Source organism: Nonomuraea mesophila, assembly GCF_004352805.1.
GTDB lineage: Bacteria > Actinomycetota > Actinomycetes > Streptosporangiales > Streptosporangiaceae > Nonomuraea > Nonomuraea longispora.
Genome location: NZ_SMLD01000069.1, coordinates 30228 through 43932, shown reverse-complemented (window position 1 = coordinate 43932; position 13705 = coordinate 30228). Strand labels below are relative to the sequence as shown.

Below are 13705 nucleotides of genomic sequence, written 5' to 3'. Positions count from 1 at the left end.
ACTTGCCGAATTGATCTCTTAGGTATCAAGCGGCGGCGCTGCGCGCCGCCAGCGCGGCCCTGCGCTCGGCCGCACGCTGCGCGTGCGGCCTGGGGGCCGTTCTCGCGCGCGTCCGTGCTCGGGCCGCCTCGTCAGGGTCGCCCGACGACAGGGCGGCCACCAGGTCGTCGTGGTGGCCCGCCATCGCCATCCAGTCGCCTTCGTAGAGCGGGTTGCCCACGACGTGCAGGCTCCACAGGTTCGACTCGATGGTCCGCCACAACCGCAGCAGGAAGGAGTTGCCGCACGCGGCGCACACCCGCCGGTGGAAGGCGAGGTCGGCGTCCCTGAACGCCCCGATGTCACCGTCGCCCGCCGCCCGGCGCATGGCCAGCACATCCCCCGCGAGCTGCTGCAACGTCTCGGGCTGGATGCGGGCGGCGGCGCCGCGTGCGGCATACTCCTCCAGCAGCACCCTGATGTCACGCACCTCCCGGGCCTGCTCGTCGGAGATCTCCGCGACGTAGCTGCCCCGGTTGGGATAGGAGATGACGAGTCCTTCGTGGGCCAACCGTTTGATCGCCTCTCTGGCCGGGGCCTGGCTGGTGCCGACCCTGCGGGCGATCTCGGCCTCCACCAGGCGCTGCCCCGCCACGAGCTCCCCCGAGACGATCCAGCCGCGCAGCAGCGCGTAGACCCGGTCCGACAGCAGCTCCCTGGGCAGCACCTGGCTGGCGGGCGGGGCGATCTGCTGCTCCTGCCAGATGCGCGCCACCGTCGACTGCGACAGCCCGAGCTGCCTGGCCATGGAGCGGGTGGAGGGCACGGCGGAGCCGCGCGCCGCGGCGGCGATCAGCCGTTCGGCCTCCTGCCGCTCGGTGCTGCGCGGCCGCCCGGGTCGCGGCGCGTCGGCCAGGCCGTCGAGGCCGCGCTCCACGAAGCGGGCGCGCCATTTGGCGACGGTCGCCGAGCTGACGGCGAGCCGGGCCGCGATCTCCTTGCGGGACAGCCCGTCGGCGCACGCCAGCACGATGCGGCTGCGCAGACCGAGCCCGCTGCCGGCCTGCTCCGCCCATGCCTCCAGGGTTGCGCGCTCCTCGGCGCCCACGGCCAGCCGCTTGTCGTCTTCACGTCCAGTCACACCCCGACCCTAACGCATTTATGACTCAGCCACCCGCTGGAAACGTATTTGTAGCACGACATAACCCCTTGACCGACCCCGGTTACCAGCATATTAAATAATCGCTAATCGAGTATCGACCCATTAAAAGGCGTCGCAGATCTCGCCCCCTTGGAGGTGCGATGCGGTCCCCCCGTCCATCCCTCGTCCTGTCCGGCATCGGATGTCTGCTCCTGCTCACCGGCTGCGGCGGGGGCGGCTTCGCCGGTGACTCGCAAGCGCGGCAGAGCGAAGGCGGCCAGATCACCGTCAGGATGCTCGTCAACATCAGCCCGAACCTCACGCAGGCGTACTGGGACGGCCTGGTCAAGCCGTTCGAGCAGGCCAACCCCGGCATCGACGTGAAGATCGAGGCGCCCACCGGCAAGGGCGTGGCCGACACGCTGCCGCAGCAGCTCGCCGCCGGCAACGCGCCCGACGTGGTCGAGACGCTCATGGCGGACGAGACGCTGGCCAAGCAGATGCTCGACCTCAGCGACCAGCCGTGGGCGAAGGACACGCCGCTGGCCGAGCAGGCCAAGCTGGGCGGCAGGATCTACACCGTCGGCGTCGGCGTGCAGGCCCAGTCGCTGGTCTTCTACAACAAGAGCGCCTTCGGCAAGGCAGGGATCGACGAGCCGCCGGCCACGTGGGACGAGTTCGACGCCGCCATGGGCAAGCTCAAGTCGGCCGGCTACCTGCCGCTGCAGACCGGCGGCGACTTCCTGACCGGCCTGCAGCTGCTCCAGCTCTCCAACCCCTCCCGCGCGCAGAAGCACCCCACCTGGCAGCAGGACGTCGGCTCCGGCAAGATCAAGGCCGGCGAGTCGCTGCTGCCGTACCTGAAGCGCTACCACGACTGGATCGGCAAGGGGTACGTCGACAAGAACGCCCTGGGCCTGAAGTACGCCGACGCCGAGACCGCGTTCCTGTCCGGCAAGTCGGCGATGTACGTCATGGGCAGCTGGTTCACCGCCGCCGAGGCCAAGGCCGAGAAGGACTTCGAGGTCGGCGTCTTCCCCGCCCCCGTCGACAAGGGCCAGCGCTACCCCGGCCCGCAGGGCGCGACGCTCGCGGCGCCGTACATGATCCTCAAGTCGAGCCCGCAGAAGGACGCGGCGCTCAAGCTCGTGCGGTGGCTCGTCACCGACCCGGCCGCGGTCAAGAGCCAGCTCAAGCAGGACGGCAACTTCCGCACCGGCGTCGAGCGCGAGTTCACCCCGCTGGAGCGGCAGGTGCAGGAGATCCTCGACGCGGCGCCGTCCGGCGTGCCGCAGGGCGAGGGCTACGGCGACGCCACCCTCCCCAAGGGCTTCAACTCCGCGTGGAACACCGAGGTCCAGGGCCTGTACGTGGGCAGGTCGCCCGAGCAGGTCGCCGAGGGCGTGGACCGCTGGCTGGCCGGACGGTCATGACGCTCACCCGAGAAGCACCCGTCGCCACCGTGCGGGAGACGCCCCCGAGGCGCAGGCGGTACGACGGCCTGACGACCGCGCTGATGGCCGGCCCGGCCACCGTCCTCTACGTGGTGATGCTGGTCGTCCCGGTCGGCCTGGCCTTCTACCTGAGCCTGACCGACTGGGACGGCTTCAGCGCCGACCCCGCCTTCGTCGGCGCCGCCAACTACGCGCGGCTGCTCGACGATCCCGAGCTGCGCCGCGCGGCCCTGGTCACGCTGCTCGTCGCGGCGGCGGGCACGGCCGGGCTCAACCTGCTCGGCCTCGGCTTCGCGCTCCTGGTGAACGGCGCCTCCCGGGCCAACGCCTTCTTCCGGATCGTGCTGTTCTACCCGCACGTGCTCAGCGCCCTCGTGGTCGGCTTCCTCTGGTCGGCCATCCTCGGCACCAACGGCGCGGTCAACAACCTGGTGACCACCTGGGGCGGCGAGGTGCTGCCGTTCCTGTCCGACCCCGCCTGGGCGACCGTGACGATGATCGCGGTGCTGGTGTGGGCCGGGTTCGGCGTCAACGTGGTGCTCTACCTCGCAGGGCTCCAGGCGGTGCCGCACTCGCTGGTCGAGGCCGCCAGGATCGACGGGGCGACCCGGTGGCAGGTGTTCAGGAACGTCACACTGCCCGCGCTGGGACCGTCGGTGACGATCAACATCGTGCTGTCGCTGGTGACGCTGCTCAAGACGTACGACCTGGTGGTGTCGCTGACGGCGGGCGGCCCGGCCGGGCAGACCCAGACCGTCGCCTACCTCATCCTGTGGAACTCCTTCCACGACGCCCGCCTCGGCTTCGGCTCGGCCCAGTCGGTGATCCTCATGCTGGTCACCGCGGCGCTGGCGTTCGTGGTGACCCGGCTGCGCCGGCGCGGCGAGATGGCGGTGCACCAGTGAGAAGGACCTTCCTCTGGGCGACCGTCGCGTTCATGCTCGTCCCGCTCTACGTGCTGACCGTCAACGCGTTCAAGGGCCAGCAGGAGATCCTGCGCGACCCGTTCGGCCTGGGCGGCCTCACGCTCGAACCGCTCGGCAGGGCCCTGACGAACCCGCAGTTCGACGTGGTCAAGGGGTACGCGATCACGCTGCTGTTCGTGGTCGCCGTCAACGTGCTGTCGGTGCTGCTGGCCGCACCCGCCGCGTACACGATCGCGCGCAGCCCGAAGCGGCGCTTCCGGGTGCTCATGCTGTTCTTCCTGGCCGGGACGTTCATCCCGGGCCAGGTGCTGGTCATCCCCGTCGTGTACGTGCTCAAGACCCTCGGCCTGATGGGCACGATCCGCGGGTTCGTGCTGTTCGAGACCACGCTCACGCTGCCGTTCTCGATCTTCCTGTACGCCGGTTACATCGCCACCATCCCCGCCGTGCTCGACCAGGCGGCGGCCGTCGACGGGGCGGGGCGGCTGCGCACGTTCTGGCAGATCGTCTTCCCGCTGATGCGTCCCGCGGTCGCCACGATGGTCATCCTCAACACGTTCTCGGTGTGGAACGACTTCGTGAACCCGCAGATCATCCTGGGCCCCGGCAGCGGCCTCTACACGGTGACCACGGGCGTCTACGCCGCCGTCAGCCAGTACTCCACCGACTACACGGTGGTCTTCCCGACGCTGCTGCTGGCCATCGCCCCGCTCCTCGTCTTCTTCGTCTTCATGCAACGGCACATCATCAGCGGCCTCACCACCGGGGCCACGAAAGGTTGAAGATGCGCACAGTGCCCTCGCCCCCCGATTCCCTCACCACCTCCGCCGGCGATCCGCAGCCCTCCGTCACCGCGACCGTCCCGCTCGGCACGCCGCCCGCCTGGGCGGTGCTGGAGCGCCGCCTGTTCGACACGCTCGACGAGGCCTGGCGGGTCTTCGCCGCCCGCTACTGCGGCCCCGACGGACGGCTCGTGTACCACGGTCCTGCCGCCGACCGGGACGGCGCCGACGACTTCTACGAGGCGTTCTTCAACTGGCCGACGCTCTACCAGCTCGGCGGCGCGGACGACCTGCTGGACGCCGCCAAGCACCACTGGGAGGGCGTCACCGCGCAGCTCACGGAGCTCGGCTACCTGGTGGACGAGTTCGAGCGCGGCTATGACTGGTTCCACCAGGGCGAGTCGCTGCTGCTGTTCTACGGCATCTGCGCCGCCGACCCGCGCGACCACCGTTTCCGCGAGCGCGCCCGCCGCTTCGCCGACCTCTACCTGCCCGGCTCGGCCAACTACGACGCCGAGCACGACATCATCCGCGCCCCGCACAACGGCGCCGGCGGCCCCCGCTACGGCCTGCAGTGGGAGTGGGCCTCCTACCACACCGACCTGGTGAGCATGCGGCCGTTCGGCCTGCCGCTGCGCGACCTGCCGGGCATCACGCGGTGGGAGGACCTGGCCGACCCGTGCAACGCGGCCCGCATGGGGGCCGCGATGAACGAACGCATCGGCCGCGGCGACGTGGCCGTCAACCTGGCCGCGACCAGCCTCGCGGTCAACGCCTGGCTGTACGACGGCGACGAGCGGTACCGCGACTGGGCGCTGCGCTACATCGGCGCCTGGCAGCGCAGGGCGGAGGCCAACGGCGGCGTCCTGCCCGACAACGTGGGCCCGTCCGGCGTCGTCGGCGAGTTGCACGGCGGCCGCTGGTACGGCGGCAACTACGGCTGGCAGTGGCCGCACGGCATCTACAGCGTGGGCGCCGCCGCCGCGATCGCCGCGGTCAACGCCCACCTGCTGACCGGCGACGACGCCGCGCTCGCGATCGGCCGCGACCCGCTGGAGACGGTGTACGGCCGCGCCGTGCAGGCCGGCGTCACCGCGACGGACATGAGCATCAGCGACCGCTGGCTGGCCGAGCTCGGCGACGAGGCGGGCAAGCCGACCATGCTGGTGCCCAACCGCCACGACGACCAGGGCTGGTTCGACTTCCAGCCGCCGCAGCTCGGCCTGCCGGTCTGGCTCTGGCACGCGAGCCAGTCGGGCGGCGACGCCGACCGGCTCGACCGGCTGCGGGCCGGCTCCGGCTACGACTGGACGGTCGTGCGCCCGTTCCGCAACAAGGAGGAGGCCGGGCACGAGGCGCCGTGGCTGGAGTTCCTGCGCGGCACGAACCCCGGTTTCCCCGAGGCGATGTTGTCGGCGGCGCTCGGCCAGGTGCAGCGGCGCATGGCGCTCATCGACGCCGACACCGCGGACCTGTCCACCATCCACGTGCACCACTGGCAGCGGCTCAACCCGGTCGTCACGGAAGCGCTGCTGCAGCTGGCCACCGGCACCCCGCAGGTGCTCTACAACGGCGGGCTGCTGCCCACCCGGCTCGCCTACTACGACGCCGACCGCCGCCGCCCCGGCCTGCCCCCGGACGTGGCCGCCCTGGTCGACTCGGTACGCCCCGGCGCCACCGGCGTCGAGCTGGTCAACCTCGGCGTCGCCCGCACCCGCAGGGTCGTGGTGCAGGCGGGCGCGTTCGGCGAGCACCGGATCGACCGCGCGGTGGTCACCCGGTCCGGCGGCGACTACCCGGGCGACCCGCGCTCCTACACCTCTCCCCCGATCACCGAGGCCGGTCAGGAGGTGGCGGTGGACGGCCCGCGCCTGCTCGTGGAGCTGCCGCCCGGCCGCCGCATCCGGCTCGACCTGCACACGACCGCGCGCGTCCGCACGCCGTCGCACCAGCACTACTGAGGAGTTTCATGGACGACGCCATCTGGGATCTGCCCGTTCGCGGGGACCTGCCCGCCGAACCCGATCCCGCCCTCGTGGAGGGACTGTCCCGGATCAGCTCGGCCACCGCCTGCGCCAAGCTCCACGCGCAGGGCATCCGGCGTACCTTCATCGAGGGACCGCGTCCCATCGCCCAGGGGCAGAAGGTCGCCGGCCGGGTGCGCACGCTGCAGTTCATGCCGCAGCGCGAGGACATCGCCTCGGGGCTCGGCCAGGAGTACGTCGAGCGGCACACCGCCCTGTGGGCCGTGCTGGAGGAGATCCGGCCCGGTGACGTGCTGGTCGTGCAGGCGTACGGCAGCGCCTACACCGGTTGTTTCGGCGACATGCTGGTCCGCTACTTCAAGCGCAAGGGCGGCGCCGGCATCGTCGTGGACGGCCGGATCAGGGATCTGCCCAGGGTGAGCGGCCTCGGCCTGCCGATCTGGTCGACGGGCGCCACCCCCCACTACGCCTCGCAGGCGGAGCTGTTCCCGTGGGCGTACGACGTGCCGGCGGCCGTCGGCGGGACGCTGGCGCTGCCCGGCGACCTGTGCGTGGCCGACGACGACGGCGCGGTGATCGTGCCGCGCCGCCGCGCCCAGCAGGTGCTGGACGCCGCCGCCGACCACGAGCAGTGGGAGCGCTACAGCCGCGCCCGCATCGAGGAGGGCGGGGCGCTTTCCGACTACTACCCCCTCACCCCCGAAACCCGCGCCGAGTACGAACGGTGGCGCAACATCAAGGAGAGCCAGTGATTCTCAGGTCCGTCGGCGCGATCGTCTTACTCATCGGCAGCTTGACCACACCCACCCCCGGCCCGTCGGCTGCCGGCAGACCCACCTGCGACTACCACGTCTCCCCCTCGGGCAGCGATCGGGGCGACGGCAGCGAGAAACGCCCGTGGAAGACGATCGAGCAGGCCCGCGACGCCCTGCGGGCCGACAGGAAACCCCAGAAGTGCGACATCGTGGTCAACGTCGCGGCCGGTGACTACGTCGTGGACAAGACCATCGAGTTCACCGAGGCCGACTCGGGCGAGAACGGCCACACGATCACCTACCGCAGCGCGGACGGGCCGGGCAAGGCCCGCCTGCTCGGCGCCAGGCCGCTCACCGGCTGGCAGAAGTACAAGGACAACATCTACAAGACCAAGATCGACCGGACCTTCTACACGCTGTTCGAGGAGGGCAAGCGCGCCACCACCGCCCGCCACCCGAACAGGACGAGCGACGACCTGTGGTCCCCTTACCTGTTCTCCATCCTCGGCGAGCCGGAGAAGGAGGCGGTGCGCCAGTGGCTGTACTTCAAGCCGGAGGACGTGCCGCAGGAGTGGGACGCGGACTTCGACCAGAACGCCCAGGTCGTGGTCTGGTCGGGCGGCTCGTGGAGCTGGTTCACCGACACCGTGCCGCTGGGCGGCGCCGACTTCCGCAAGAACTTCTTCACGCTCAACCACTGGGCCCGCTACTCGTTCGTCAACAGCCGCAGCGGCTCGCGCTACTTCCTGCAGAACACGCTGCGCTTCCTCGACCAGCCGGGTGAGTACTACTTCGACTTCGCCAAGGGCGAGGTCTACTACTGGCCGCGCGGCTCGATCGACAAGGTCATGGCACCGACGGTGAAGACGATCCTGCAGATCGCGGGCAGCACCCCCGAGCAGCGGGTGCACGACCTGGCCTTCGACGGGCTGGCGCTGCAGTACAGCGACTTCGTGGACTGGTACCGCGCCGGCTGGATCAGCGAGGGCGACTCGGGCTACGTGCACAAGTATCCCGTCTACGACCGGCAGATCGAGATGCCGCGCAACCGGTTCGGCATGATCACGGTGACGAACTCGCGGGACATCGACCTGACCCGGCTGCACCTGTCGGACAGCGGCTTCATGGGCGTCTACCTGCTGTTCGCCAACGAACGGGTCAAGGTGTCGGACAGCCTGCTGGAGAACATCGGCGCCGACGGCATCAAGGTCGAGGGCGGCTATCCCGGCGAGGGCGACATCTCCGGCCATCACACGATCACGAACACCTACATCCACCACGTCGGCGAGCTGGTCCCCGGCGACGCGGCCGGCATCGAGCTGATGAGCACGGGCAACAACACCGTCAGCCACGTCAACGTCCGGCACAGCGCCCGCTACGGCATCAGCCTGGAGGTGCGCCCCGAGATCAAGGACGAGGACAACTACGCCCGCAACAACCGCTTCTCCTACATCCGCATCGACGAGGCGGGGCTCGACAGCGGCGACATGGGCGCCTTCTACACCTACGGCGTCAGCAACACGGAGCCGCACGAGATCGACAACCACGTCTCGCAGATGGTGATCGGCGACGTCATCAACGACCCCGCCGGCGCGATGCCGGACAGCGGGACGCGCGGCGTGCACATGGACGCCGGCGGCTGCGGCTTCTCCTTCGCCAACATCGAGGTCGGCGAGGTCAGCGACGACAAGTACCAGAGCTACCAGTGCAACGAGGTCACCAACGCCAACTGGGCCGACGGCTTCGACGCCTCGAAGATGGAGTACGACAAGATCGGCGTGACCGGCGCGTTCCCGTACCCGCTGCCGGAAGCGAAGGTGACGCGGTGAAGGTCGTGAGCGCGGCGGTGGTCGTCCTGGCCGCGCTGGTCGTCGCCCCGGCCGCGAGCGCCCAGGCACCCTGCAGGCCGACGGAGTTCTACGTCGCGCCCGACGGCGCGGACCGCGGCGCGGGCGGCGCGCGGCACCCGTGGAAGACGATCGAGCACGCCCGCGACCAGGTCAGGGCCGCGAAGAAACACCAGAAGTGCGACATCGTGGTCAACGTCGCGGCCGGTGACTACGTCGTGGACAAGACCATCGAGTTCACCGAGGCCGACTCGGGCGAGAACGGCCACCGGATCGTCTACCGCAGCGTGGACGGGCCGGGCAAGGCCCGCCTGCTCGGCGCCGAGCCGCTCACCGGCTGGGAGAAGTACAAGGGCGAGATCTACAGGACGAAGGTCGACCGGACCTTCTACACGCTGTTCGAGGACGGGAAGCGCGCCACCACCGCCCGCTACCCCAACCGCAGGTCCGACGACGTGTGGGCGCCCTACCTCACCTCCGTGCTCAAGGAGCCGGAGAAGGAGGCGGTGCACCAGTGGCTCTACTCCAAGCCGGGCGAGTGGGACAAGAGCTGGAACCTCGACAACGCGCAGGTGACGGTCTGGTCGGGCGGCTCGTGGAGCTGGTTCACCGACACCGTCCCGATCCAGAACCCGTCGTGGGACGACAACCAGCTCACCCTGGAACACTGGACGCGCTACGCCCTGGTCAACAGCGGCGGCGGCTCGCGCTACTTCCTGCAGAACTCCCTCGACTTCCTCGACCAGCCCGGCGAGTACTTCTTCGACTTCGCCAAGGGCGAGGTCTACTACTGGCCGCGCGGCTCGGTCGACGAGGTCGTCGCGCCGACGGTGCGGACGATCCTGTCGCTGGCGGGCAGCTCCCCGGGCAAGCGGGTGCAGAACCTCGCCTTCGACGGGCTGGCCCTGCAGTACAGCGACTTCGTCGGCTGGTACCGCAACGGCTGGATCAGCGCGGGCGACGCGGGCGTGCCGCACAAGTACCCCGAGTACGACCGGCAGATCGAGATGCCGCGCAACCGGTTCGGCGCGGTCACCCTCACCAACACCCGCCACATCGACCTGACCCGGCTGCACATCGCCGACACCGGATTCACCGCGCTCTACCTGCTGTTCGCCAACGACCACGTCCGGATCTCCGACAGCCTGCTGGAGAACATCGGCGCCGACGGCATCAAGGTCGAAGGGCCGTACCCGGGCGAAGGTGACGTGGCCGGTCAGAACGTCTTCACCAACAATTACATCCACCACGTCGGCGAGCTCGTGCCCGGCGACGCGGCCGGCGTCGAACTCATGAACACCGGCGGCAACGAGGTCAGCCACACGGTGGTCCGGCACAGCGCCCGCTACGGCATCAGCCTGGAGGTGCGCCCCGAGGTCAAGGACGGCGACGGGTACGCCCACGGCAACGTGTTCAAGTATCTCCGCATCGAGGAGGCGGGCCTGGACAGCGGCGACATGGGCGCCTTCTACACCTACGGCGTCAGCAACAGCGACCCGCACCCCGTCACCAACCGCGTCTCCCAGGTCGTGATCGGCGACGTCATCCCCGACGCGTCGATGCCCGACAGCGGGACGCGCGGGGTGCACATGGACGCCGGCGGCTGCGGCTTCTCCTTCACCGACATCGAGGTCGGCGAGGTGACCGACGACAAGTACCAGAGCTACCAGTGCAACGAGGTCACCAACGCCAACTGGGCCGACGGCTTCGACGCCTCGAAGATGGAGTACGACAAGATCGGCGTGACCGGCGCGTTCCCGTACCCCGTTCCCCGCTAGACGGCGCCCGCGGGCGGCGGCCGACCCGCCGTCCGCGGGCGTTTCCACCACGGGCACGACCCTCTGGAGCACCCCCCATGAACGACCTGACGCGCCGTGGCTTCCTCTACCTGAGCACCACCACGGCCACGCTCGCCCTCTCCGGAACACCCGCGGCCGCCGGCCAGGGAAGGACCTGGTTCTCCCGCCCGGCCCGGTCCGTACGGCCCATGGTGCGCTGGTGGTGGCCCGACGCCCACGTGGATCCCGCCGAGCTCAGGCGCGAGGTCGACCAGCTCGCCGCCGCCGGGTTCGGCGGAGCGGAGATCGCGGCCGTGCACCACAGCATCCGCGACAAGTCCGTGCTCGATCCCGCCGGCCACGGCTGGGGCACCCCCGCGTGGAACGCCGCCGTCGAGGCCGCGCTCGACCAGGCGGCCAGGCGCGGCATCCGGATCGACCTGACCATCGGCCCGGCCTGGCCGGCGGCGGTGCCGTCCATCACCCCTGACAGCCCTGCCGCGGTCAAGGAGCTCGCCCACGGCTCGGTCACCGTCGCCGCGGGCGCCACGTACACGGGCGACGCGCCGCCCCCGGCCGTGCCGCCCGGCGAGGGCGTCACCGAGCGGAAGCTGCTGCTGGTGCAGGCGGCCCGGATCGAGCCCGCCCACTCCACCGGCGACGAGACCGGCCTCGACCCCGCCTCCGTGCGGGAGGTGCCGGTGAGCGGGGAGACCGTGTCGTGGACCGCGCCCGGCGACGGCGAGTGGGTGCTGATCTCCTACTGGGAGCGCGGCTCCGGCCAGCGCCCCGAGTCCGGCCCGCACACCGCGCCCGAGGCGTACGTGGTCGACCACTTCAGCGCGGCGGGCACCCAGGCGGTCATCGACTTCTGGGAGGCACGGCTGCTCACTCCCGCCCTGCGGCGGCTGCTGAGGAGGGCGGGCGGCGCGCTGTTCGAGGACTCCATCGAGATCGAGACCGACGCGCTGCCGTGGACGCCGGGGCTGCTGGAGGAGTTCGGGCGGCGGCGGGGCCATCCGCTCGCGCCGCTGCTGCCGGTAGTGCTGCTGGCGGAGGAGGATCCGGTCTTCGCCTACGACGCCGCGCTCACCAGGCACGCCCGCAAGGACTACTGGGACACGATCTCCGAGCTGTTCAACGAGCACCACTTCGGCCGGCTGCGCGACTGGGCCCACTCGCTTGGGCTGAAGCTGCGGGCGCAGCCGTACGGGCTGCGGACCGACGCCATCGCGGCGGCGGCCGTGCTGGACGTTCCCGAGGGCGAGTCGCTCGGGTTCAAGAACCTCGACGACTACCGCTGCCTGGCCGGAGGCCGGGACCTGGCCGGGGGCGAGGTGCTGTCGAGCGAGGCGGGGGCGTACGCGGGCGGCGCCTACACCACGACGTGGGCGAAGGTGCTCACCACCATGGGAGGCGCGTACGCGGCGGGGCTCAACCAGACGGTGCTGCACGGGTTCTCGTACGCGAGCGCGCCGGGGGCGGCCTGGCCGGGGTTCGCCGCGTTCACGCCGTACGACGGGACGGCCGGGTATGCGGAGTCGTGGGGTCCGCGCCAGCCGACCTGGCAACACATGCCCGATATTTCTGGGTATTTCGGGCGGGTGCACCAGGTGCTGCGGGAGGGCGTCCCACGCATCGACGTCGCCGTCCTGCGGCAGACCGGCTACACCAAGACCGGCATCGGCGCCTCCTGGTTCACCGGCGAGGGCATCCCCACCGGCTGGACCCACCAGTTCGTCAGCGGCCCCCTGCTCGCCCTGCCCGCCGCCCGCGTCTCCGGCGGCCGGCTCGCGCCCTCGGGTCCGTCCTACAAGGCGCTGTTCGTGGAGGGCGACAAGTTCTACGCGGGCGAGCCCACGATGACGCTGCCGGTGGCCGAACGGCTGCTGGAGTACGCGCGGGCCGGGCTGCCCATCGTGCTGCTCGGGGCGTGGGAGTCGGCCTCGGTGCCGGGCGTGCCCGGCGACGGCGAGAACGAACGGCTGCACGAACGCGTCGCCGCGCTCCTGGCCGAGCCCACAGTGCGGATGGTCGCCGGCCAGGCGGACGTCCCCGGCGCGCTCGCCGCCCTCGGCGTGCGGCCCGACGTGCGCTACGCCACCTCCAGCACGCTGCTCACGCTGCGGCGGGTGGCGGGGAAGGTCGACTACTACTACCTGTGCAACGGCAGGCACGTCGAGAACCCGAAACCGCCGGTCGCCCCGATCGACCACGACGTCACGCTGGCCCGCGCGGACCGTGACGGAGTCCCGTACCTGCTGGACCCGTGGACCGGCCGGGCCGAGCGGATCGCGTTGTACACCGAGGAACCCGAAGGGATCCGCCTGCGGGTCACGCTCCGGCCGGGACAGGCCCGGATCGTCGCGATCGGACGCCCGGGGTTGTCCGGCGACCGCACGGGCCGGCTCCCCCACGCCACCGCCACCGACGCGGACCGCGCCCTCTACGCCGGCGCCCACCTCGCCGTCCGCGCCGCCAGGGCGGGCACCTACACCACCACCCTTTCCACGGGTCGCACGGTCACCACGGTCGTCGGTGACGTCCCCGAGCCCGTGGAGCCGTCGTCGTGGCGGCTCAAGGTCGAGGACTGGCGGCCCGGCGCCACACCGACCCGGACGACGAAGGTCGTCCACGAGCTGGAGCTGGACGCGCTCGTCCCCTGGACGGAGCTCCCCGGACTGGCCGACGTGTCGGGCATCGGGACCTACACCACCACGGTGGACCTGGACGGCCCCGCGTACCTGGAGCTGGGCGAGGTGACCGACACCTGCCGGGTGCGCGTCAACGGCCGCCGCCTCGCCGCCGTCGACCAGCTCCACCCGGTCGTGGACCTCGGCCCGCACGTCCGGCGCGGCCCCAACACCATCGAGATCGAGGTGGCCACCCCGCTCGGCAACCGGCTCAGGGTCGCGGACCCGGACGTCTACGGCGGGCTGGGGCGGCAGCCGTACGGACTGAAGGGACCGGTCCGTCTGGTGCCGTACAGCGAAGCCCGCCTGCCCGGCTTTTGACCCAGCTCTTAACGCGTTCGATCCCACCAGGGCGGCATTACTAC

General features: G+C 70.9%; 9 protein-coding genes. 8 read left to right on the top strand and 1 reads right to left on the bottom strand.

The genetic code is table 11. The annotated features are described in order from the left end of the window. Positions 1-25: 25 nt before the first annotated feature. The gene (locus E1295_RS24835; protein ID WP_132633154.1) at positions 26-1120 is read right to left on the bottom strand and encodes an FCD domain-containing protein; all 1095 of its coding nucleotides are present in this window, start codon (positions 1118-1120) and stop codon (positions 26-28) included. 161 nt (positions 1121-1281) lie between these two features. Between E1295_RS24835 and E1295_RS24830 the strand changes: the two genes are divergently transcribed. From E1295_RS24830 to E1295_RS24795, 8 genes are all read left to right on the top strand, one after another. Then, positions 1282-2553, top strand: a complete 1272-nt coding sequence (locus E1295_RS24830; protein WP_132633152.1) for an ABC transporter substrate-binding protein — start codon at positions 1282-1284, stop codon at positions 2551-2553. After that, positions 2550-3479 (top strand): carbohydrate ABC transporter permease, encoded by a 930-nt coding sequence (locus E1295_RS24825; protein ID WP_220448879.1) that lies wholly within the window; start codon positions 2550-2552, stop codon positions 3477-3479. Before E1295_RS24830 ends, E1295_RS24825 begins: the two co-directional genes overlap by 4 nt. Next, the gene (locus E1295_RS24820) at positions 3476-4282 is read left to right on the top strand and encodes a carbohydrate ABC transporter permease (protein ID WP_220448878.1); all 807 of its coding nucleotides are present in this window, start codon (positions 3476-3478) and stop codon (positions 4280-4282) included. The genes E1295_RS24825 and E1295_RS24820 overlap by 4 nt, the downstream gene beginning before the upstream one ends. Before the next feature lie 2 nt (positions 4283-4284). Continuing rightward, complete coding sequence (locus E1295_RS24815) at positions 4285-6243, top strand: DUF8034 domain-containing protein (RefSeq protein ID WP_132633150.1); 1959 nt, start codon at positions 4285-4287, stop codon at positions 6241-6243. Between the two features lie 8 nt (positions 6244-6251). Continuing rightward, complete coding sequence (locus E1295_RS24810) at positions 6252-7019, top strand: RraA family protein (RefSeq protein WP_132633148.1); 768 nt, start codon at positions 6252-6254, stop codon at positions 7017-7019. Further along, a complete protein-coding gene (locus tag E1295_RS24805; RefSeq protein WP_220448877.1) occupies positions 7016-8851 on the top strand; it encodes a right-handed parallel beta-helix repeat-containing protein in 1836 nt (611 codons plus the stop codon). The genes E1295_RS24810 and E1295_RS24805 overlap by 4 nt, the downstream gene beginning before the upstream one ends. Then, positions 8848-10647, top strand: a complete 1800-nt coding sequence (locus E1295_RS24800; protein ID WP_132633144.1) for a right-handed parallel beta-helix repeat-containing protein — start codon at positions 8848-8850, stop codon at positions 10645-10647. The genes E1295_RS24805 and E1295_RS24800 overlap by 4 nt, the downstream gene beginning before the upstream one ends. A gap of 77 nt (positions 10648-10724) precedes the next feature. After that, positions 10725-13661, top strand: coding sequence for a glycosyl hydrolase (locus E1295_RS24795; protein ID WP_132633142.1), 2937 nt, complete (start codon positions 10725-10727; stop codon positions 13659-13661). Positions 13662-13705 lie beyond the last annotated feature (44 nt).

Bases quoted from the DNA above. Each gene is read 5' to 3' on its own strand.
- E1295_RS24830 (WP_132633152.1), top strand. From the start codon at position 1,282: ATGCGGTCCCCCCGTCCATCCCTCGTCCTGTCCGGCATCGGATGTCTG.
- E1295_RS24825 (WP_220448879.1), top strand. From the start codon at position 2,550: ATGACGCTCACCCGAGAAGCACCCGTCGCCACCGTGCGGGAGACGCCC.
- E1295_RS24815 (WP_132633150.1), top strand. From the start codon at position 4,285: ATGCGCACAGTGCCCTCGCCCCCCGATTCCCTCACCACCTCCGCCGGC.
- E1295_RS24810 (WP_132633148.1), top strand. From the start codon at position 6,252: ATGGACGACGCCATCTGGGATCTGCCCGTTCGCGGGGACCTGCCCGCC.
- E1295_RS24795 (WP_132633142.1), top strand. From the start codon at position 10,725: ATGAACGACCTGACGCGCCGTGGCTTCCTCTACCTGAGCACCACCACG.